General features: G+C 54.8%; 22 protein-coding genes and 1 tRNA gene. 14 read left to right on the top strand and 9 right to left on the bottom strand.

Features of this window, described 5'->3' with window-relative positions; genetic code table 11:
- The first annotated feature begins 26 nt into the window (after nt 1–26).
- Genes V6575_RS15600 through V6575_RS15590 form a run of 3 tightly spaced genes read left to right on the top strand, consistent with a single transcriptional unit; the run spans nt 27 to nt 2,647 of the window.
- Nucleotides 27–1,088 carry a FecCD family ABC transporter permease gene (locus V6575_RS15600; protein WP_340275637.1) on the top strand — a complete coding sequence of 354 codons (1,062 nt, stop codon included), beginning with the start codon at nt 27–29 and terminating at the stop codon, nt 1,086–1,088.
- A complete protein-coding gene (locus V6575_RS15595; protein ID WP_340275634.1) occupies nt 1,085–1,858 on the top strand; it encodes an ABC transporter ATP-binding protein in 774 nt (257 codons plus the stop codon). Before V6575_RS15600 ends, V6575_RS15595 begins: the two co-directional genes overlap by 4 nt.
- A 3-nt stretch (nt 1,859–1,861) precedes the next feature.
- On the top strand, nt 1,862–2,647 hold the full coding sequence (locus V6575_RS15590; RefSeq protein WP_340275632.1) for a class I SAM-dependent methyltransferase: 786 nt from the start codon (nt 1,862–1,864) through the stop codon (nt 2,645–2,647).
- Nucleotides 2,648–2,674: 27 nt separating this feature from the next.
- Here V6575_RS15590 and V6575_RS15585 read toward each other — a convergent pair.
- Nucleotides 2,675–2,759: transfer RNA gene (locus tag V6575_RS15585), tRNA-Leu, on the bottom strand.
- A 198-nt stretch (nt 2,760–2,957) separates the two neighbouring features.
- On the opposite strand from V6575_RS15585, the gene map reads away from it, so the two are divergent.
- The 3 genes from map to V6575_RS15570 all read left to right on the top strand — a co-directional run bounded on the left by map (nt 2,958) and on the right by V6575_RS15570 (nt 6,988).
- Nucleotides 2,958–3,788 (top strand): type I methionyl aminopeptidase, encoded by an 831-nt coding sequence (map, locus tag V6575_RS15580; RefSeq protein ID WP_340275631.1) that lies wholly within the window; start codon nt 2,958–2,960, stop codon nt 3,786–3,788.
- 34 nt (nt 3,789–3,822) lie between these two features.
- Complete coding sequence (gene radC / locus V6575_RS15575) at nt 3,823–4,533, top strand: RadC family protein (RefSeq protein ID WP_340275629.1); 711 nt, start codon at nt 3,823–3,825, stop codon at nt 4,531–4,533.
- 169 nt (nt 4,534–4,702) lie between these two features.
- Nucleotides 4,703–6,988 carry a putative bifunctional diguanylate cyclase/phosphodiesterase gene (locus V6575_RS15570; RefSeq protein ID WP_340275628.1) on the top strand — a complete coding sequence of 762 codons (2,286 nt, stop codon included), beginning with the start codon at nt 4,703–4,705 and terminating at the stop codon, nt 6,986–6,988.
- Between the two features lie 10 nt (nt 6,989–6,998).
- Here V6575_RS15570 and meaB read toward each other — a convergent pair whose 3' ends face one another.
- Both meaB and ppdK read right to left on the bottom strand, forming a co-directional pair.
- Nucleotides 6,999–7,955 carry a methylmalonyl Co-A mutase-associated GTPase MeaB gene (gene meaB, locus V6575_RS15565; RefSeq protein ID WP_340275626.1) on the bottom strand — a complete coding sequence of 319 codons (957 nt, stop codon included), beginning with the start codon at nt 7,953–7,955 and terminating at the stop codon, nt 6,999–7,001.
- Nucleotides 7,956–8,004: 49 nt separating this feature from the next.
- On the bottom strand, nt 8,005–10,671 hold the full coding sequence (ppdK, locus tag V6575_RS15560; protein ID WP_340275625.1) for a pyruvate, phosphate dikinase: 2,667 nt from the start codon (nt 10,669–10,671) through the stop codon (nt 8,005–8,007).
- A gap of 290 nt (nt 10,672–10,961) precedes the next feature.
- On the opposite strand from ppdK, the gene V6575_RS15555 reads away from it, so the two are divergent.
- Genes V6575_RS15555 through V6575_RS15545 form a run of 3 tightly spaced genes read left to right on the top strand, consistent with a single transcriptional unit; the run spans nt 10,962 to nt 13,653 of the window.
- Nucleotides 10,962–11,237: a hypothetical protein gene (locus tag V6575_RS15555; RefSeq protein WP_340275624.1), complete on the top strand. Its 276-nt coding sequence runs from the start codon at nt 10,962–10,964 to the stop codon at nt 11,235–11,237.
- The gene (locus V6575_RS15550) at nt 11,200–12,762 is read left to right on the top strand and encodes a tetratricopeptide repeat protein (protein WP_340275623.1); all 1,563 of its coding nucleotides are present in this window, start codon (nt 11,200–11,202) and stop codon (nt 12,760–12,762) included. Before V6575_RS15555 ends, V6575_RS15550 begins: the two co-directional genes overlap by 38 nt.
- Nucleotides 12,763–12,771: 9 nt before the next feature.
- Complete coding sequence (locus V6575_RS15545; RefSeq protein ID WP_340275622.1) at nt 12,772–13,653, top strand: 4-(cytidine 5'-diphospho)-2-C-methyl-D-erythritol kinase; 882 nt, start codon at nt 12,772–12,774, stop codon at nt 13,651–13,653.
- 13 nt (nt 13,654–13,666) lie between these two features.
- Here V6575_RS15545 and V6575_RS15540 read toward each other — a convergent pair whose 3' ends face one another.
- The gene (locus V6575_RS15540) at nt 13,667–14,683 is read right to left on the bottom strand and encodes a polyprenyl synthetase family protein (protein WP_422785586.1); all 1,017 of its coding nucleotides are present in this window, start codon (nt 14,681–14,683) and stop codon (nt 13,667–13,669) included.
- A gap of 163 nt (nt 14,684–14,846) precedes the next feature.
- Between V6575_RS15540 and V6575_RS15535 the strand changes: the two genes are divergently transcribed.
- Both V6575_RS15535 and V6575_RS15530 read left to right on the top strand, forming a co-directional pair.
- Complete coding sequence (locus V6575_RS15535) at nt 14,847–15,089, top strand: putative signal transducing protein (RefSeq protein ID WP_340275620.1); 243 nt, start codon at nt 14,847–14,849, stop codon at nt 15,087–15,089.
- On the top strand, nt 15,086–15,928 hold the full coding sequence (locus V6575_RS15530; protein ID WP_340275619.1) for a tRNA1(Val) (adenine(37)-N6)-methyltransferase: 843 nt from the start codon (nt 15,086–15,088) through the stop codon (nt 15,926–15,928). The genes V6575_RS15535 and V6575_RS15530 overlap by 4 nt, the downstream gene beginning before the upstream one ends.
- 16 nt (nt 15,929–15,944) lie before the next feature.
- On the opposite strand, the gene V6575_RS15525 is transcribed toward V6575_RS15530, so the two are convergent.
- Complete coding sequence (locus tag V6575_RS15525) at nt 15,945–16,217, bottom strand: usg protein (protein ID WP_340275618.1); 273 nt, start codon at nt 16,215–16,217, stop codon at nt 15,945–15,947.
- Between the two features lie 124 nt (nt 16,218–16,341).
- Nucleotides 16,342–16,704, bottom strand: coding sequence for a c-type cytochrome (locus V6575_RS15520; RefSeq protein ID WP_340275617.1), 363 nt, complete (start codon nt 16,702–16,704; stop codon nt 16,342–16,344).
- A 209-nt stretch (nt 16,705–16,913) separates the two neighbouring features.
- On the opposite strand from V6575_RS15520, the gene V6575_RS15515 reads away from it, so the two are divergent.
- From V6575_RS15515 to V6575_RS15505, 3 genes are all read left to right on the top strand, one after another.
- Nucleotides 16,914–17,858 (top strand): AAA family ATPase, encoded by a 945-nt coding sequence (locus tag V6575_RS15515; RefSeq protein WP_340275615.1) that lies wholly within the window; start codon nt 16,914–16,916, stop codon nt 17,856–17,858.
- Between the two features lie 10 nt (nt 17,859–17,868).
- Nucleotides 17,869–19,083, top strand: coding sequence for a vWA domain-containing protein (locus V6575_RS15510; RefSeq protein ID WP_340275614.1), 1,215 nt, complete (start codon nt 17,869–17,871; stop codon nt 19,081–19,083).
- A gap of 134 nt (nt 19,084–19,217) precedes the next feature.
- Nucleotides 19,218–19,865 carry a YceI family protein gene (locus tag V6575_RS15505; protein WP_340275613.1) on the top strand — a complete coding sequence of 216 codons (648 nt, stop codon included), beginning with the start codon at nt 19,218–19,220 and terminating at the stop codon, nt 19,863–19,865.
- 9 nt (nt 19,866–19,874) lie between these two features.
- Here the strand turns inward: V6575_RS15505 and V6575_RS15500 are convergent, their stop codons facing one another.
- The 3 genes from V6575_RS15500 to V6575_RS15490 all read right to left on the bottom strand — a co-directional run bounded on the left by V6575_RS15500 (nt 19,875) and on the right by V6575_RS15490 (nt 21,578).
- On the bottom strand, nt 19,875–20,594 hold the full coding sequence (locus tag V6575_RS15500; RefSeq protein ID WP_340275611.1) for an LrgB family protein: 720 nt from the start codon (nt 20,592–20,594) through the stop codon (nt 19,875–19,877).
- Nucleotides 20,587–20,964, bottom strand: coding sequence for a CidA/LrgA family protein (locus V6575_RS15495; protein ID WP_340275610.1), 378 nt, complete (start codon nt 20,962–20,964; stop codon nt 20,587–20,589). Before V6575_RS15495 ends, V6575_RS15500 begins: the two co-directional genes overlap by 8 nt.
- Nucleotides 20,965–21,068: 104 nt before the next feature.
- A complete protein-coding gene (locus tag V6575_RS15490) occupies nt 21,069–21,578 on the bottom strand; it encodes a L,D-transpeptidase (protein ID WP_340275609.1) in 510 nt (169 codons plus the stop codon).
- Nucleotides 21,579–21,580 lie beyond the last annotated feature (2 nt).

Raw genomic sequence — 21,580 nt, 5'->3', positions numbered from 1 at the left:
CCGTCCTCAAATCATGAAAATTCAAGATGACCACGATGTCCGCGCCTGAGGGCGAAATTTCCGTTTACAGCAGCCTTATCGGGCGACGCATCATGATCCTGTGCGCAGCCTGCCTCCTGTTGGCGGCCAGTTTTATCTTCGACATCTCGAATGGGCCGGGCAATTTCCCAATGTCCAAGGTCGTCGAAGTCCTCTGGGACAAAGCCTCCCATGGCGTCCGCATGGAAGTCATCATTTGGGACTTCCGTCTGCCCATTGCGCTCACCGCGGTGCTGGTTGGTGCCATGTTGGCGGTCGCTGGCGCGCAAATGCAAACAATCTTGAACAACCCGCTGGCAGAACCCTTCACGCTTGGCATCTCGACCGCAGCCAGTTTCGGCGCGGCCTTGGCCATTGTACTGGGCTGGAGCCTGATCCCCGGCGTGGGTCATCTGATTGTCACGATCAACGCGTTTTTATTCGCGTTCGGCACCTGCGCATTCATTTTGCTAGCGACACGGCTGAAGGGCGTCAGCAGTGAAACCATCATCCTGTTCGGCATTGCGATCTTCTTTGTCTTCAACGCGGCCTTGGCCATGATGCAATACAGAGCCTCCGAGGATCAATTGTCCCGCATCGTCTTCTGGATGATGGGATCGTTGACCCGTGCCTCATGGGAAAAAATCGGACTGGGCACCGCGCTTCTTGCCGTTGTCATCCCCATCTGCCTGATGAGAAGCTGGCAATTGACCGCCCTTCGAATGGGTGAGGAAACAGCCCGCAGCATGGGCGTTGATGTCAATCGCCTGCGCGCCGAAATGCTTTTGATCATCTCTCTTCTGGCCGCAACAGCAGTCGCCTTCGTCGGCACGGTTGGCTTTGTCGGCCTGGTCGGCCCGCATATTGCTCGCATGATCGTCGGCGAGGACCAGCGCTTCTTCCTGCCGCTGTCGGCCCTGATCGGCGCATTGATGATGTCCCTGACATCCATTCTGTCCAAGATGATCACACCAGGCGTGCTCTATCCCATTGGCATCATCACCGCCTTGATCGGGGTTCCGGTCTTTATCTCAGTCATTTTATCCACTCGCAGGGATCGCCTGTCATGACACTCGAAGTCGGCAATCTATCCGCCGGATACGGCCGGAAAATGATCCTCAAAGATCTGAACATCCCTGTCATCAAGCCCGGCCAGCTGGTCGGCATCATCGGTCCGAACGCAGCTGGAAAATCTACCCTGTTCAAAAGCCTCACAGGTCTTGTGAAACTCAGGTCCGGCGCGATCACCCTCAACGGCACTGATCTTGCGGCACAGGGCAGAGGCCAGAAGGCACGGCGCGTGGCTTATATGCCGCAAACCTATTCCTGCAATGCGCTTCTGTCTGTCTTTGAAAGCGTTCTGTTGGCCTTGAAGCAGACATCTGGCTGGCGAGTGAAGGCCGACAATCTCACCCGCGTAGAAACCATCTTGCGTGAGCTTGGCCTGTCGCATTTGTCCTCACGCGGCCTTTCAGAACTGTCCGGGGGACAGTCGCAAATGGTCGCAGTTGCCAGAACAATGGTGCGCAATCCGGAGCTTGTCCTTCTTGACGAGCCGACCAGCGCCCTTGATCTGCATCATCAGCTGTCCATCATGACGTCGGTCAAGAAAGCTGTCACATCCCGCGAAATCATCGCGATGGTGGCCTTGCACGATCTGAATCTGGCTGCTGAATTCTGCGACCGCTTGCTGCTTATTCGCAATGGTGAAATCCTGGCTGACGGAGCGCCGAATGTCGTCCTGGCCATGCCGGAAATCAAGGAAACCTACCGGGTTGAAACCAGCATTGAGGAAACCAGACGCGGCTCGCTATATGTTGATGCCCACCTGAGTGCTTGATCAATGTCCCAATCCAATTACAGCCTACGCGATGACATCAAGGACTATTGGTCCTTCCGGTCAGAAACCTTCGACCTGCAGCCCGGTCATGAGATATTCTCTGAACGGGAGCGACACGCCTGGCATGAGTTGATTACAGATCAGCTTGGCCCTGCGAATGGCCGTGCCACGCTCGATCTGGCCTGCGGCACCGCCGTTGTCTCCCATCTCATGTATGATTTGGGTTTCAGGGTCACCGGGCTGGACTGGTCCGACGCCATGCTGGACAAGGCCCGGGCAAAATCCAGAACGAGAGGCAGCAACATCCGGTTTCTGCGAGGCGATGCGGAAGCAACCAGAGAGCCGGAGGCCAGCTATGACGTCATTGTCATGCGGCACCTCGTCTGGACGTTGGTTGATCCGCCGGCAGCGATTGCCCATTGGCTGTCACTCTTGAAACCCGGCGGTGTCATTCTGATCGTTGATGGCGACTTCGTCACAAAAACTCGGATTCAGCGCCTGATCACCTGGGTGCAGCGGCGCATTCTGCCCAAAGGCGCGGAGCCGATTGCGCCAGCAACGGGCCAATGGCATGAGAGAATTCTAAGCCAGGTTTATTTCAACAAGGGCGCACGCTCTGAAGAGGTGGCAGGGCTGCTGGAGAGTGCCGGTTTTGTCGACGTCACGGTTCAAAGTGATTTGCGCAGCATTTGGCGATCACAGGCCAATGCCCTTGGCCCTCTCAAAGCACTGCAACGCCGCAGTCAACACAGATACGCCATCCGGGCCCATAAGGACCCGGTTAGCTGAAACAGAAACAAAGTTTGAAGAGAAATTTGGTGCGGACGGCGGGACTTGAACCCGCAATCCCTGAGGCGGCAGATTTTAAGTCTGCTGTGTATACCAGTTCCACCACGCCCGCGCTGCTCAATGCCTAGCCTCTGGCCTTAAAATTCGCAAGCCGCCCCTCGTCTTTTTACAAGCCTTTTGAAACACCTCTAGCAATCAGCCGCACAAGACGATATTTGATCAGGTAGCAAATGAACGGCTTCAACGTTTGACGGCTAGCAACAGCTCTGCCACGTCACGGTGTTGCCCAGACGAAGAGCAACGACACTTTATGGTCTCTTATATCGACGCAGCAGACGCCCCATTGAAGAACACCGGCCAGGTCCGCCTCTACGGACCTGAGGATTTCGCAGGCATGAAGAAGGCAGGTCAACTGACCGCCACTTGCCTCGATCAGCTGGTGGATATCGTCAAGCCGGGTGTCACCACACAAGCGATTGATGATTTTGTCTTTGCGTATGGCGAAGCCCATGGCGCCCTGCCCGCAACCCTGAATTATCGCGGCTACACCAAGTCGTCCTGCACATCAATTAATCACGTCGTGTGTCACGGTATCCCCAACGACAAGCCTCTGCGTGAAGGCGACATCGTCAATATTGATGTCACTTACATCCTTGATGGCTGGCATGGTGATTCGAGCCGGATGTATCCCGTTGGCGAGATCAACCGAAAAGCAGAACGCCTGCTTGAGGTCACTTACGAGTCTCTCATGCTCGGCATTCAAGCTGCCAAGCCTGGCAACACCACAGGTGATATAGGTGCTGCCATCCAGACCTTCGTCGAGGGGCACCGCTATTCTGTTGTCCGTGATTTCTGCGGCCACGGTGTAGGCAAGCTGTTCCACGACACACCAAACATTCTCCATTATGGACAACCGAGCGAAGGCATCGAGCTGAAACCCGGCATGATCTTTACAATTGAGCCAATGGTGAACACCGGCCGGCCTCAAGTGAAAGTGCTCAGTGACGGCTGGACCGCTGTCACCCGAGACCGGTCGCTGTCGGCCCAATACGAACATTCCATTGGCATCACAGCCGATGGATGCGAGAATTTCACCCTCTCGCCAGCAGGTTTGCACAAGCCTGGATTATCCGGTGACTAGGCAATGATTTCAGGGAACGCGGAGAACAGCGTGAATGGCCGACAGGCAAGGTGGGTTTGAAGACAAGGCGGTCAAATCGGACCACGAAGGCCACCGCGACAGATTACGCCGACGGTTTCGTGAGCATGGCGAAGCTGGCTTTGCAGACTATGAATTGCTCGAAATACTCCTTTTTTCCGCCCTGCCCCGCCGCGACACCAAGCCAATTGCAAAAGCCCTGATCAAGCGCTTCGGTTCGTTTTCAGGCGTTCTTTCCGCGCCCCGCGCCAGACTGAAAGAAATCAGCGGCGTTGGCGATACGACAATTGACACCTTGAAAGTCGCCCAGGCCGCCGCAAAGCGATTTGCCCGCGGTGAAGTGGATGATCGGAAGCCGCTGTCTTCCTGGTCCAAGGTGATTGACTATATCCGCACAGCGATGGCTTTTTCAGACGTCGAAGAATTCAGAATCCTGTTTCTGGACAAGCGCAACGGTTTGATTGCCGATGAGGTCCAGCAGACTGGAACCGTTGATCACACACCCGTCTACCCACGAGAAATCATAAGACGCGCACTGGAACTCTCTGCCACGGCCGTGATCCTGGTTCACAACCACCCATCTGGTGATCCGACCCCTTCAAATGCGGACATTCAAATGACCCGGCAAATAGTTGAGATTGCCAAGCCGCTGGGTGTTGAAGTCCATGATCACATAATCGTGGGACGTGAGGGGCAAGTCAGTTTCCGGGGCCTACAGCTTCTGTGAACCGTGTCTGCACTGAAACAGTCAAAATTCCAAATCAAACGGAATAGAAAACCAAAAATCCAGCGTATTTTATGAAAATTACATGCCGATATTATTATTAACCATAAATATCCGGCATTCATTAAGGGCTTTCGTGTTTATGTCCTCGACGTAAATGTGGGGACATTGAATGGCAACGGTAACTGAAAGATCTGGCGGGCGGATAGCAAATGCAATCATCATTCCGATGATAGCTGTTGTTGTTCTGGCTGTAGCTTGTGTCTTCGGCTTGATGATCTGGTCGTCACATTTGTCCGATGAGAGCGCTGAAACCAGCCAGCGCAGCTTGTTAAAGGGCGCCATTGATCTAAAACTGGACCAAATGGCTCGACAGCAAGTCGGCACGGTCTCTTGGGACAAGGCCTATTTCAAAGCCTCCGAAACCCCTCTGGATCAAGCCTGGTTGAAGAATAATATCGGCCAGTGGCTGGACGAAACCTATGGTTTCTGCAAAACGGTTCTCATCACGAGTGATTTGAAAACGCCTTTCCAATTCAGTTCCACAGGCGAAGGCGATTGGGTCACTCCAGAGCTGATGGAACAGCTCAATGGCGCCGTTGCGAAAACGCGTGCACGGGCCATCATCTCATTTAAGAAAACACCATCGGGCCTCTATAAGCATACAGTTGATACGCCGGTAAGTTCAGAGAAAAACGCGAACACAGGGCTCGTAAAAATTGGAGACGGCGTTTATTTCTACAGTGCAGCCGCGATCACTCCAGAACTCCATACGATTACCGCTAATCGGCGGGCTCCAGCAGTCCTCGTCAATTTTGACAAATTGGACTCCGATATAATTTCGAAGATAGCGGGCATATCCGGTTTGGATGGTCTTAGCCTGACCAAGAGCTCAATAGCTCGACCAAGTCTTGCTAGTCTCGAGTTGAGGTCACCAAAGGGACAACTGCTCGGATACCTGCAATGGCGCGCCAACAAGCCGGGCACTGAAATGCTCAGGCGTATTGCCCCAGTGCTCCTCATCCTTGCACTCGCAATTGTCGGTCTGACTGTCGGCGTCATGGATTTTACCCGCCAGACAACCCGGAACCTATCCCAGAGCCAGGCAAAAGCCGTTTATACCGCCCGGCATGACGCCCTCTCCGGGCTTCCAAACAGGGAACAGTTCACCTACCTGCTGGCGAAAGCCCTCAAAGAGCCGCAAACCGAGGCTGAGGGCAGCGCCGTCGTCTATATTGATCTGGATCGCTTCAAGGACATCAACGACACTCTAGGACACGGTGCCGGAGACGAAATCATTACAGCCGTCGCTGCCAGGCTCAGAGCCGTTGTTCCAGGCTCTGGCGTGATCGCCAGAATCGGCGGCGATGAGTTCGCAATGCTTTTGACCAAGTGCGACAGCGCAGAATCAGTTGAACGCATTTTAACCCGCGTTCAAGATCAGTTGGTTCGTCCTATCAGGATCGACAACAATGAACTTTACGTCAGCCTGTCCATGGGAGCAGCGCTTGCCCCGCGTGACGGTGATGACCCTGGCGAGCTTCTGCGCAAGGCTGACATCGCCCTTTATGATGCCAAGGCGAATGGCCGAGGCCGTTGGTCATTCTTTGATAACTCGATGCAGGAACACGTCCAGACCAAAGACAAGATGTCCCGTGCGTTACGCCAAGCCATCGACAATGATGCCCTCGACATCGCCTACCAGCCACAGTGCGATTCAAGCGCCAATCAGATTGTTGCCGTAGAGGCCCTCGCCCGCTGGGATCATCCTGAACTCGGCGCGATTTCACCTAGCAGTTTCATCCCGCTTGCGGAGGAAACAGGCATGATCAACGACTTGGGCCTGTGGATTTTACGCAGGGCTTGCCGGGACGCTCATCAGTGGCCAGATGTGGTGATCTCCGTCAATGTTTCGCCAACCCAGTTCAAACATCCCCGGTTCGTGGAAACGATCCTTGAAACCCTGGAAGAGTACAACCTTCCCCCGAGTCGCCTGGAAATTGAGGTAACGGAGAGCGTTTTCGCCGGACAGGCACAAACAATCCTGACATCCATGCGCCGCCTCAAGGATCGGGGTGTAAAAGTCGCGCTGGACGATTTCGGATCCGGTTACTCAAGCCTGAGTTACCTGAGAACCTTCCCCTTTGACACACTGAAGATCGACCGCGATTTCATCTCCAACATGGACCAAGGCATTGAGGCCCAGGCGATCTTGACGACGATTATCCAGCTTGGGCAGGCCCTTGGCATGACGATTGTCGCAGAGGGTATCGAAACCTCCGAACAGCTGAAGTTCCTGGCTGACAGCGGTTGCCACCGGATGCAGGGATATTATATTTCACGTCCATTGCCCGACAACGCATTGACAGCCTTCCTGGAAGACCATGAATTGAACGCGGCCATGCAGGACACCGTCAATGCCTCCGTGCAGAATACACGATCATTGAAGGCCATCTAAGTTCCTGCAATTACTTGGCAAATAGCCGTCTTTCCAAAGCATCAACTACCTGCAGATAACTTGTAAATGGCAACCGATCGGCGACCTCCCAAAACCTCTGATCGAAGGCCTTGCTTGCAGCCGTAAGTCCCGCACGGCCAAACCGGGACACAATCATGTCCTCTAGCCAGTGTCTGTGCTGCCCACTTCTTTTAACGCTTAGCCGCCCATCGCGCGCCAGAAATGCATCATGACCATCTGTTGCCTCAACCAGCTCAGGAATGCCACGGCCTGTGGTCGCAGAGACTTCACAGACAGGAACGCTCCAGCCTTCCCGTTCCGTTCGCGCCAACGACAAAGCGCCTGTGACATCAGACGCCGCACGTTTTGCAGCAGCCCCCATATCCGCCTTGGTGACAGCAACCACATCCGGCAGTTCCATGATACCGGCCTTCATGAATTGAAGACTGTCGCCTGACCCAGGCTGAATACACAACACCAGCGTGTCGCAAGCCTGAACCAGATCACTCTCGGACTGGCCAATCCCGACCGATTCGACGATGACACGATCCACCACGGCCCGAAGCAGGGCAATTGCTGCAATCGCATGATCTGACAGCCCCCCGAGGCGATCTCGTGCCGCCATGGAGCGCACAAACACACCTTGGTCGTCCGGATCGGTGTGCAGCCGGGTTCGATCCCCCAAAAGAGCCCCGCCGGTAAACCTAGAGGATGGATCAATTGCCAGAACGGCAACGCTCTGGCCTTGCCCCCGAAAGTGCCGAATCAAAGCATCCGTCAACGTTGATTTTCCGACCCCAGGCGGGCCCGTCAAGCCGAGTACGCGCCCTGACCCGGCAGCGCAGGAGTGATCCAAAAACGCCGCAACATCCGGGTCAGCAGACGATGTTTCCAAACGCGTCAGCAGACGGGACAAAGCCAATTTGCCGCCTTGCCTAAGCTGATCCAGATCAGGGAGCGCTATCATGAACTACTCTCCCCGGTTTCCGTGACCCGCCTGCGCAAGTGGCAAGACATCAGTCCTTCGCAGTGAGCGCCGACTGCGCCGCGGCAAGACGCGCGATAGGCACACGAAACGGCGAGCAAGACACGTAGTCGAGCCCGACACTTTCGCAAAAGCCGATGGAGGCTGGATCACCGCCATGCTCACCGCAAATGCCAAGCTTCATGCCTGGGCGGGTCGAGCGGCCACGCTCAGCACCGATCTTCACCAACTCCCCAACGCCGTCCTGATCGAGCGAAACAAATGGATCCTGCTCAATCAGCCCCTTTGCCTGATAGGTCCCCAGGAAAGAGGCCGCATCATCGCGGGAAATTCCGAATGTTGTCTGGGTCAAATCATTAGTACCAAAAGAGAAAAACTCTGCCGACTTCGCAATTTCAGCCGCCTGGAGAGCTGCCCTTGGCAATTCAACCATTGTGCCGATCTGATAGGTCAGCTCGACACCGGTTTCGCTCTGGACTGCCTTTGCTGTCTTTTCGATAGACGCCCGAACAAGGTCCAGCTCCGCCTTCAGGCCCACAAGCGGCACCATGATTTCCAGCAGCACAAGCTCGCCAGTAATTTTGCCCGCTTCAACAGCGGCCTCAAAAATCGCACGCGCCTGCATTTCAGCAATTTCCGGATAGGACACCAACAAGCGGCATCCACGATGACCAAGCATCGGGTTGAATTCATGCAGAGACGAGGCCCGCTCGCGCAGCTTTTCGACATCCACCCCCATCGCTTCAGCGACATTGGCAAGTTCCTCATCGCTGTGCGGCAGGAACTCATGCAAGGGTGGGTCAAGCAAGCGGATGGTAACAGGCAAGCCCTTCATGATTTCAAAAAGAGCCGTAAAATCTTGCCGCTGCATCGGTAGCAGCTTGTCAAGAGCGCCCCTCCGACCTTCCTCGCCATCAGCCAGAATCATTTCACGAACTGCAACAATGCGTTCGCCTTCAAAGAACATATGTTCCGTCCGGCACAGTCCAATGCCTTCCGCGCCAAATTCACGGGCAGCTCTGGCATCCGCTGGCGTTTCAGCATTCGTGCGCACTTTCATACGGCGAACCTTATCAGCCCATCCCATCAAGGTCCCAAAATCACCGGAAAGCGCAGGCTGAAGCATAGTCACTTCACCAACCAGAACTTGGCCGGATGAGCCATCGATTGTGATGATATCGCCTTTGTTCAGGATGCGACCTACCGCTGAGACGGTGCCTGTACGATAATCAATACGCAGGCTTCCTGCGCCGGAAACGCAGGGTTTGCCCATGCCTCTGGCAACAACAGCCGCGTGAGACGTCATGCCGCCGCGGCTGGTCAAAATCCCCTCAGCAGCATGCATCCCGTGAATATCTTCAGGACTTGTCTCGACACGGACCAGAATAACCTTGCGTCCCGCTGCCTTGGCTTCTTCAGCTTCATCGGAAGAAAAAACAATTGCCCCACATGCAGCGCCCGGGGACGCTGGCAGACCGCGCACGATCACATCGCGAGTTGCCTTGGGATCGATGGTCGGGTGCAGCAGTTGATCCAATGCTCCTGGCTCAACACGCATCACGGCTTCGTTTTCAGTCAGCAGGCCTTCTTCGGCCATATCAACCGCAATCTTGAGAGCTGCTTTCGCCGTGCGTTTGCCCGCACGTGTCTGCAGCATCCAGAGTTTGCCCTTCTCAATGGTGAATTCCAGGTCCTGCATGTCCCTGTAGTGGTGTTCCAGCTTGCTACAAATGTCCTGAAACTCGGCAAAGCACTCTGGCATGAGCTGCTCAAGCGACGGCTTGGTTGACCCTGCTTCAAGACGAGCCTTTTCGGTAATGTCCTGAGGCGTGCGAATACCCGCCACGACATCTTCGCCCTGTGCGTTGACCAGGAATTCACCGTAAAGGGTATTCTCGCCCGTTGAAGGATTACGAGTAAAGGCAACACCTGTTGCAGATGTCTCGCCCATATTGCCAAACACCATGGCCTGAACCGTCACGGCTGTGCCCCAGCTGGACGGAATATCCTGAAGGCGGCGATAGGTCTTGGCTCTGGATGTCATCCAGGAGCCAAACACGGCTCCGATAGCGCCCCAGAGCTGTTCCTGGGGATCCTGAGGAAAAGGCAAACCTAGGTCTTTTTCGACCAGCGCCTTGAACTGTTCGATGATACCGACCCAGTCTTCAGCGGCAATTTCCGTATCCAGGGCCAGATCATTCTCAGCTTTGTGCTGTTCCAGAATTTCCTCAAACTCATGATGATCAGCGCCCAGCACCACATCCGAGTACATTTGAATGAATCGCCGGTAGCTGTCGTAGGCAAAGCGCATGTCTCCAGCGTCTTCGCCAATTGCTTTGACCGTGACATCATTCAGACCCAGGTTCAAAACCGTATCCATCATGCCCGGCATTGAAACCCGCGCACCGGAGCGAACCGACAGAAGAAGTGGTTTCTTGTCATCGCCGAACACGCGTCCTGTCACCGCTCCGACCTGAGCCAACGCGGCTTCCACCTGTCCATTGAGGTCATCTGGATATGAATTCTTATGATCGTAAAACCAAGTACAGACGTCAGTTGTAATTGTAAAACCGGGGGGGACGGGCAGACCGAGGTTACTCATTTCCGCAAGGTTTGCACCTTTGCCGCCAAGCAGATTCCGAAGGTCTGCTGCGCCATCCGCACTGCCATTGCCAAAATTATAGACCCATTTGGTCATGATCCGTCTCCGTCCTGAGCATTTTGCCGCGAAAGAACTCGCCACCCAAGTCTTTTGCGCCGCACATTCCTGCTATGGGCAGGGCAAGGACTCAAGCTATTTTTTCAAACAGCATCACAGCGGAAACCAAGTGTTTCTATACAAAGCGGGAGATTGAACGTTTTCAATGGATTTAAATGAACCAACAAATCTTTACCCCCCATTCCCTTGCCGCACGGCCTTAAAGACGCCATTGTCGCAGATAAATGATAACCGCGTCGTCATAATGCGACGGACGGATGCGAGGTGAAATGACCAATCTGATCAGCGCAAACTTCAAGGCCCCATCGGCCAAGTCTCGTTTGAAACGCTTGGCGCTGGCGACAACAGCCGCGATTATTGCTGTGCAGCTACCATTTGCCATTCCGGCCTTAGCAGACACTGACAGCGGAGAAACACAGCACATAGGGACACCACTGGACCTGCCGATCACCCTGTCAGGCAGCTATTTGGCAGGACGACTGGCTGGCATGCGAAATGATTTTCCTTATGCGTCCGCGTTTTTTTCAGGAGGCCCTCGTTGCTGACCCTGACAACACCGCTCTTTTGGAACGTGCCTTCATTTTGAACCTTGCCAATGGCGACATTTTGGAAGCTGTAAATTACAGCGAGGAAATGGAGCAACTGGGCATCGAGAACTTCCTCGCTCGCCTGACACGCGGTGCCGACGCTGTCGCGCTTGGGAATTATGATGAAGCGGTCGAAATTCTGACGCCGACCTCCGCCGGCCCTCTCGCTCAGCTTTCAACAGACATTTCACGGGCCTGGGCCTTGTTCGGCGCCGGTAAAACTGATGAAGCCTTGAAAATTATAGACGATTTGAAAGGCCCTAGCTGGTTCGAAGTCTTCAAGGAAACACATCAGGCCCTGATTTCTTACGCGGCCGGGCGCAATGAACAGGCGCTTGAGCATATTGAAGCAGCTTATAAGGCCGACCGTGGCGCCATCCGGGTAATTGATGCCTATGCACGGATCCTGGCAGCGAATAACCGCAAGGACGAAGCTCTCAAGGTCCTCGACGATTATGACAGGCTTCTGCGCGGCCACCCACTTCTGGAATTTACCCGCCAGGAAATTGACGCGGACAAACCGTTACCGCTTGTCTCAACTCCGGCCGCCGGAATCTCTGAAGTGCTCTATGGGCTTGGCTCCGCCATCGGTCGAGACGGTGCAGAAGAGCTCTCAACATCCTATCTGCAACTGGCGCTGCACTTGGATCCCCAAGCAGAATTTGCAGCTGTTGCACTTGGCGGTATGTTTGAGCGCATGGGCCTGCAGGAACGGGCAATTGCCGTTTTGAAGCAAGTACCCGATGCCTCGCCGCTGAAACGGGATGCAGAGATCCAGATCGGCCTGAACTACAATTCCCTGGAACAGATCGACGAAGCACGCAGCCATTTGGAAGCGCTGATCAAGGAAGATCCGTCCGATCTTGAAGCCATCATTGCACTCGGCAATGTGCTGAGGGGCCACAAGCTTTTCGAAGAATCTGAAGCGGTCTACACGCAGGGCATCGATACAATTCCCGAGCTTTCCCAAGAGCATTGGCTGCTCTTCTATTTCCGTGGAATTTGCCGGGAACGCCTTGATAAATGGCAGGCATCGGAAGCTGATTTCCGCCAAGCACTGGAGCTGTCAAAAGACCAGCCTCTGGTCCTGAATTATCTCGGCTACTCGCTCGTCGATCAGGGATTGAAGCTTGATGAAGCCCTTGAGATGATCGAAAAGGCAGTCGAACTGCGCCCGACAGATGGCTACATCGTGGATAGTCTTGGGTGGGTCTTCTACCGGCTTGGGCGCTATGACGAGGCTGTCACCCAGCTAGAACGTGCCATTGAACTGCGCCCATCAGATCCGGTGATCAACGACCACCTCGGTGATGCCTATTGGCAGGTTGGCCGCCGCAATGAGGCCAGATTCCAGTGGAACCACGCTCGCGACCTGAAGCCGGACGAGGAGGAATTGCCGATCATTCTCGACAAGATCGCCAATGGCCTCTCAGAAGAAGCCACCAACGAAGCCAAGGCTGGCAATTCGAAAAACGGCGGTTAAGTCCAGGGCATGCCTGAATTGGAGAGCCAAAAGGGCGCGGGAGAGTTTGCCCGCGCCAAAGTCAATCTCGCGCTCCACATCACCGGACAGCGCGACGACGGCTATCACATGCTAGATTCACTGGTGGTCTTTCCACGCATCGGTGATCACTTGTCGGCAACGCCATCAGACAAATTGAGTCTTGAGGTCACAGGGCCGTTCTCGACAGACCTTGAACCTCAGAGCAACAACAATCTGGTGCTGAAGGCGATTCGGCGGCTATCGCAAGCCAAAAACTGCGCACCACCTGATATCAATCTGTCACTGGAAAAGAACCTGCCCGTTGCCTCGGGCATTGGCGGAGGCTCCGCAGATGCTGCTGCAGCGCTCCGTCTGTTGATGCGCCAGCCAGGCTTTACCCTGGCGTCGGAAGACATCCACGCCATAGCGCTTGAACTGGGAGCCGATGTCCCAGTCTGCCTGAAACAAGTCGCCGTGCGGATGCAAGGCATCGGTGAGCTCTTGTCCCCCCTCCCAAGCCTGCCTGACTTTGGCATGGTAATTGCCAATCCGCGTGTTGCCGTCTCGACTCCTGCGATCTTCAAGGGTCTTCAAGCCCGAAACAATCCGTCCTTACCGGATCTACCGGAGAGTTTCGCCTCTCTGGACCAATTGATTGTCTATCTCCGTGAGACACGCAACGATATGCAGGTGACTGCGGAAGCGCTCTGCCCGGCCATCACAGATGTACTCTCAGAAATGGATCAACACCCGGAAACGCTCCTGAACCGCATGTCCGGGTCCGGAGCCACATGTTTTGCCCTATGCCGCTGCGGTGATGAAAAAAACCTTGCCGCCCGGATACAAAAAAGCCACCCGGACTGGTGGGTGGCTTTTTCAGATGAACTCTAGGCGAAAGCCCTAGCTAGCTTACACGGGAAATGCAGAAGGCGACCGCCTCTGCCAATGCATTCGCATGTGCGCCGCTTGGTAGCTTATCGAGAGCCTTCAAAGCACCGTCCCCATAAGACCGCGCGCGTTGAACGGTATCTGCAATACAGTCATATTTTCCAAGCAGCGCGATAGCTTGTTCGAGGTCACCCTCTTCAATACCGTCGGTCTCAAGACAACGCCTCCAGAAGACACGATCCTGGTCTGTGCCACGAGCCACCGCGAACACGATCGGCAAGGTGATTTTACCTTCGCGGAAATCATCGCCAATGTCCTTGCCAAGATCCGCAGCAGATCCGCCATAATCAAGCGCATCGTCGACCAGCTGGAACGCAAGGCCCAGCTCCATGCCGTAGCTGCGCGCTGCTTTTTTCATCTCGGCGCTTTCACCGGCGATCACCGGTCCAACTTCAGCTGCTGCTGCAAACAGCGCAGCTGTCTTTGCTTCCACCACGCGCAGATATTCAGCTTCCGTGGTCAGGATGTTTTTCGCTGCACCGAGCTGCAAAACTTCACCTTCTGCAATGATTGCAGAGGCTTCAGCGAGAATACGAAGGGCTTCAAGCGAACCGACATCGACCATCATCTTGAACGCCTGTCCAAGCAGATAGTCACCGACCAGAACGCTGGCCTGATTGCCCCAGACTTTGCGCGCGGCCATTTTACCCCGGCGCATGTCGCTTTCATCAACCACATCATCATGCAGTAGCGTTGCTGTGTGCATGAATTCGACACTGGCTGCCAGCGTCACATGCCCATCGCCATGATAGCCGAACATATCGGCACAGGCCAAAGTCAGCATGGGCCGAAGCCGCTTGCCGCCCGATGAAATCAGGTGCTTGGCAATTTCGGGAATTAAGTCAACATTCGATCCGGCCTTTGACAGGATAATCTGGTTGACGTTTTCCATGTCTGCGGACACCAGATCGACAAGCGACTGGACCGAGGGCTTAAGGGTCTTGTTATCGGACAAGGATGCGACCATGGCCACCAAAGGCACTCCTGTTTATATTTGAGCGGACAATATGGCGGGAGCGGCCTTCGGGCAAGGGAGCATTCAGTTGACAAACTGTTGAAATGCTTTCACCAGCACAATTTGTCAGGTTGAATGACTGTTTATTGTCCTGTGATCCAGTTTGAGAGGCACATGCCAGATGGAAGAACTGATTAGAACCAATGATCCGGTACTGATCTCCTTTCTTGAGCACCTGCTCAACGAAGCTGAAATCATCCATTTTGTCGCAGACGGAAACATGAGCATTATGGAAGGTTCGCTTGGCATGTTGCCCCGCCGCGTTCTGATTGACGCTTCTCAAATGATAAAGGCCCGCCACTTGATGACCGAAGCAGGACTGGCCCATGAACTGCGCGTACAATCGGACAGCTCACAGTCATGACAGCCCCTGCGCTCCCAGATAAGTCTCACACTTCGGCTAGCCCTGCCGAAACAGATACAAAAGCTGACACCACATATGACGCTTTTCTCGGAGGGCAGGTTTATATCCGCCAACCTCGAAAAGGCCGCCACAGGGCGGGACTTGATGCGGTCTATCTGGCCGCCGCTCTGCCCGATAACACAACAGGCCACGTTGTCGACCTTGGATCAGGCGTTGGAACCGCAGGCCTTTGCGCAGCTGCTCGGCTTCAAGACATCACCGTCACTCTTGTGGACGTGGACACAACGGCGCTGAGCCTTGCGCGGCAGAATGTCGCAGATAAGGAAAACACTGAATTTGGCGCGCGCCTTAGCGTTTTGGAGGCAGATATCACCGCCAAAGGGCACATGCGCCATTCTTCGGGGCTGGTGCCCGGATTCGCAGATCACGCAATCATCAATCCACCCTACTACGAGGCCGACCGGTTTCGCGCATCCCCGGATGAAGCCCGCGCTGGCGCACATATGCTTGATGAGCGCGGCCTGGAGCCCTGGGTCAAAACCGCAGCTGACATCGTGCGCCAGGGTGGTAGCCTGACCATGATCTTCAGAGCCGATGGCTTGAAAGACATGCTGGATGTCCTGCAGGGCCGATTCGGTGCAATAGACATCATTCCCTTGCACCCACGTCCCGGCGTCGCTGCAACGCGCATTCTTCTACGCGGCATCAAAGCCAGTAAGGCACCTCTTCAACTGCTGCCCGGCTTTGTGCTCCATGGCGACGATGGATCACATTTTACAGACCACACCAGTACCATCTTGCGAGATGGCAAAGGCCTTGGCCTCACCTGTCGCCGCTAAGCAGAATTACAGCCACTCAGTGGATGGCAATGCCGCCTTTGGCATAACGAAAATCGACAGGCTCCAGCAGATCTTGATGCGCAATGCGCACGGAATGGATTCGCGCCTCGATTTCCTTTTCCCAAAATTCCAGGAATTTGTTCAACTCGGGAAAATGTGGCGCCAGATCCTCAGTCTGCCAAAGGTAACTTTGCAGAAACCTCGGATGATCCGGCATCCGGTAGACAATTTCAGCGGTCATGAGGCCATAGCCCATGATGCGCTTTTGAAAATCAGAACCAACCGTCATGATTGCCTCGCTTTCTTCCACACGAAAGCATCGCGGCAATGCGGTTAACAAAACATTAAGACTGTTAATTTCAGACAACAACGTCAATATGTTAGCAGCCTCCAAGCATGAGTGCTGCCAAGCTTCAGGGAACCTGAATAGACGTCAGATAACCAAGAAAAGCATTGATATCTTCAGATTCGAAAGCGAACTCCGGCATACCATCGTGCGCAGTAACGATGCCCTCTGCCAGGCTCTCCTCCAAACTGGAAAGCGGATATCTCTTGCTCAAGTCACGAAAGGCAGGTGCTCCCGATTGAGCACTTTTGTCACTGCGCCCCACAGCATGACAGACCGCGCAATGGATTTCCGCCAGCTCAAGTCCGCTCGCAATGCTAGCCGGGTCATCAGGATAGGTTTCTGTCGCCATACCAGCCGTCGCTGAGAATATAAGTACGGCAGAGCCGCCGGTCACCAGTGCCCAAAAATCACGCTTCATCGTCGCCATATGCGGCTCTCCCTCAATCTGGAGAAAGTCTAACGGACCAGTGACAAGCAAACCATACGGAGCACTACGACCCTCATTCGGAATTATCGGTTGCCAGCGCCTCATAAGAACCCACCACATAATTTTATTTCGCCAGCGCCCTCCGATATCGGTAAACTCGCTATATGTTAGGGTCAGGACCAACCGGTATAGCCAGAATGAGCCAACGCATGAATCAGACCGCCCTGCCCGCCTCTATCGACGAAACACTGGCTCTATTGGAGGGCGATGGCTATGTGGCAGACCGCTCGCTCGCAACCGTGCTTCACTTGGCCCTGCGCATGAAACGCCCGCTTTTCCTGGAAGGCGAAGCCGGGGTCGGCAAAACCGAAATTGCAAAAGTTCTGTCACGAACGCTTGGCCGTGATCTTATTCGCCTGCAATGTTATGAGGGGCTCGACATTGCCTCTGCGGTCTACGAGTGGAATTATGCCGCCCAGATGGTGGAAATCCGTGTCTCAGAAGCCTCTGGTGACAAACAGCATTCGGAGCTGTCCAAGTCCATCTTCGAAGATCGCTTCCTGATCAAACGACCGGTTCTTCAGGCACTTCAACCTTCACCATCCGGCCCGCCTGTCTTCTTGATCGATGAGCTAGACCGCGCAGACGAAGCTTTTGAAGCTTTTCTCCTGGAGGTTCTCTCCGACAATCAGGTGACCATTCCGGAACTTGGAACAATCAAGGCCGAAGAACCGCCCATCGTCATCATCACGACGAATCGCACCCGGGAAATTCACGATGCCCTGAAGCGCCGCTGCCTGTATCATTGGGTCGATTACCCGGATGCCGAGCGAGAACTGGAAATTGTCCGCAGCAAGGTTCCAGGGGCTAACGAGCGCCTCAGCGCCGAGATCGTCAGCTTCGTACAAAAACTGCGCGCGGAGGAAGACCTCTTCAAACAGCCAGGTGTCGCCGAGACGCTGGATTGGGCGACAGCACTCAGTGAGCTGGACGAGATCGCGCTTGATCCGGACATGGCGTCCGACACCCTTGGCGTTCTTTTGAAATACCAGGATGACATCGAGCGGGTTCGTGGCTCCAAGGTTCGGCAGATGGTGGAAGACATCCGCAAAGACACGCCGATTTCTTCGACCACAGCCATGCCGAACATCTGAAGGAAAGGAAATGACCACTCCAGCGCCCCAGGACAGGCACGGCAAGATCGTTGACAACATCGTCCATTTTGCACGGACCCTGCGCAAGGCAGGAATGCCGACAGGTCCCTCGTCCGTGGTCGATGCCGTTCGCGCCGTGGAAGTCGCTGGTATCATCAATCGGGACGATCTTTACTGGACGCTTCATGCGGTCTTTGTACGCAAACGCGAGCACAGAGTGTTGTTTGATGAGGCTTTCCGGATTTACTGGCAAAGCCGGGGTTTGATTGAAAAAATGCTCGCGATCCTGTCGCCAGTTGCCCCCCCACGCGGCAAACCGGAGAATCCGAAGCCAGGCCAGACCCGCGTCTCTCAGGCGTTCCAGTCCGCCAAGGACCGCATGAGCGAGCAGACAAGACCGGAAGTCGAGGTCGATGCCAAGTTTACCGTGTCGGGAAAGGAGCTCCTGCAGGCCAAGGACTTCGCCCAGATGACAACGGAAGAGATGAACACAGCCAAACAGTCACTGCGTGATCTCAGCCTTACTATGGACACGGTACGCCAGCGGCGCTTGACCCCATCCTCCCATGGCAGGGTCGATCCGCGCCGAACCGTGAGAGCGTCCATGCGCACTGGCGGCGATATCATCGACCTGAAGTATCGCCGCCCGCTCGAAAAACGACCGCCTCTGATCGCGCTCTGCGACATTTCCGGCTCGATGAGCCAATACACACGCCTGCTGCTGCATTTCCTGCATGGCGTCACTGAGCAACGACGTGATGTCCACACGTTCCTGTTCGGGACACGGCTCAGCAATGTCACGCGGCAACTGCGAATGAAAGACCCGGACGAGGCACTGGAAGCCTGCAGTTCCGGCGTCGAAGACTGGTCCGGTGGCACGCGCATCGCCACGGCACTGCATGACTTCAACCGGGTCTGGTCCCGCCGGGTTCTGTCCGGAAATCCAACTGTACTGCTGATTACTGATGGACTGGAGCGGGACACGGACGAAGATCTGGCACGCGAGATGGACCGGCTACACCGCTCTTGCCGACGCCTGATCTGGCTCAACCCGTTGTTACGGTTTGACGGTTTTCAGGCCAAGGCAAAAGGCATCCGCGCCATCCTGCCTCACGTCGACGAATTCAGAGCGTCCCATTCCCTCAATGCGATTGAGGATCTCGTGGAAGCGCTTTCAGATAATGGAAAAACGGCAGATTCAGACCCAAGAAAGTGGCTCTCGTAAACGAGTAAGCCCTGCCCAACAGCACTGCCACAAAACTCCTCACGTGTTCGTGTTAGGGTTTCATGAACCATCCGGTGCTCTGGCAGAACCTACTGAGCGTAAACCCAAGACAGCGAAACGCTCAGGAGACCGTGATGAAATCCAAAAAGCCGATTCAAGACGAAGAGAACCAAGGCATTCGGCTTTATAGAAGACGAAACAAAGTGATCAGCGCAAGTCTTTGCAGTTTAGCTGTACTGTTGCCCCTTGCAAGCCTGACCAGTGCGACAGCTGCTCCGATCACCGTAAAAGGCAAATACACGCTTTCCGCCAAAAATCTGGAGACACGTTTCTCCGTCAAAGTCATCGGAGGCAGCAAGATCACAGGGGTTTTCAAATCCGTTCACGGGCAGATGTCCCTGAACAGCCTATCACCGCAAAAAAGCTCCGTTAAAGTCACCGTGGATCTCGACAGCGTCGAAACCGAAAATCCCTTGATCACCAATTTCTTGAAGGGGCCATCAATGTTCGATGTCAAAAATCACCCAACGGCAGACTTTATCAGCACGCGAGTTAGCAAGGTCGATGAAAAAACCGCAAATGTGGAAGGGGTTCTGGATATGCGGGGAAAACGCCAGAGAACCAGCCTAACCGTTAGTTTAACCGGAAAAGACCCCAATGGCACGATCCATTTCACTGTAAATGGCGGCTTCTTCCGTGGGCTTTACGGCATGAACATTGGACAGCCGATTTATGGTGACAAGGTCCGACTGAATATTTCAGGTACAAGCGCGCCGCGCTAAAATTGGGCATTAAAATACCCAGCTCCAAATCAATGGCAGCAGGATTGCCGTGGCCAAGGCATTCAACCCCATAGCAAGGCCCGCAAAAGCACCCGCGACTTCGCTGACCTGCAGCGCCCTTGCCGTGCCAATGCCATGGGAGGCCGTGCCAATGGCAAGGCCTCGCGCGGCCATGTCCTTCACACCTATCAAATTCAGCAAGAGCGGCCCGAGTGCCGCACCGACAATGCCTGTCAGAATGACAAGAACAGCCGTGAGCGATGGCAAGCCACCCAATTGCTCTGCAATAGCCATGGCAACCGGAGCCGTCACAGACTTCGGCGCGAGCGACACTAGAATATCTTCGCCAGCCCCAAGCGACCAGGCAAGCCCCACGGCACTGGCGACTGCCGTAAGAGATCCCGCCAGCAGACTGACTGTGATCGCAAGGGCCGACTGCCGTACCCGCTCTATCTGACGATACAGCGGCAGGGCCAATGACACCGTTGCAGCGCCGAGCAAAAAATGTACGAACTGCGCACCCTCAAAATAAGTCGCATAGTCTGTCCCCGTTGCCATCAGCACCGACACCAAAACAACAACCGCGATCAGCACCGGATTGAGAAGCGGATTTCGTCCACCTTTCTGATAGATCCAGTTGCCGAGTTGATAGGCTGCAAGGGTCAACGTCAGCGCCAGTAAAGGACTGGCTGACAGATAGACCCAAATTTCATCCAAGCCCTTATCCATCAGACACATCTCCCTCAGATATGCCGTCATCATTGCGGCGACCGCTCAACGCCCGCATTATAAGAGCCGTTACAGAAATGGTTGCCAACGTGCTTCCAACCAATGCCACAGAGATCGCCAGTCCCTGTTCGCCAATCATTGCCATATGCAGCATGACGCCGACGCCCGCTGGAACAAAAAGCAAAGACAGATTGGCCAGAAACGCATCGCCAACTTTGGCAAAATCCGCCGGAATGCCGCGATGGATCACCAGCCCTGCAAACAGCAGAACCATTCCGATGACCGGGCCAGGCACAGGCAGTTCAAGCGCCATCTTCAAAAGCTCTCCGGCCAACTGGCAGCCGAAGATAACGGTCAGGTAAAAAATCATGCAGATCAGCCCCAAGTCCACGAAATTCAAAGACAAGAGTGAAACGCGGAGCCTGTAAAGGCAAGGAGTTAGACGATCATAAGTACTCGGAAGGCATCAAGCACTCATGGAATCGCGATCACCGGGGTTCGCACGCTGACCCGCTGAAACAGGTCCCGAATATCCCGGTTCGCCATGCGAATACAGCCATAAGATACAGCCCGCCCGATTGAATTCGGCCGGTTGGTTCCATGGATTGCATAATTGCCATTGGAAAGCGTCATCGCCGCAACACCCATCGGGTTGTTCGCCGCGCCGCCCTTGATCAGTTTTGGCAGGTTGGGGTGGTCCTTTCGGACTTCCGCAGACGGCGACCAGGATGGCTCGACGTATTTGGCAGTAATGAAAGCCGATCCCGTCCAGGATTTCTTGCGTTTACCGACGGCCACCTTGTAGCGGATCGCCTGCCCACGTCCCAGCACCAGATAAAGACGGCGCTCGGAATTCTTGATCACCACCGTGCCAGGTCGGTAACCACGGTCCTGAAAACTGACCAGCTCCGCAGCTGACGCAGGACCGCCACTCAAAAATGTCAGACTGGCAAACAGAGTGCAGAAAAGCAGACCAAAACGCATGA

It is taken from the genome of Roseibium algae, from assembly GCF_037783265.1.
In the GTDB taxonomy this organism is placed as follows: domain Bacteria; phylum Pseudomonadota; class Alphaproteobacteria; order Rhizobiales; family Stappiaceae; genus Roseibium; species Roseibium algae.
The sequence above is the reverse complement of the archived record's forward strand: the minus strand, read 5'-3'. Positions and strand labels throughout refer to the sequence as shown.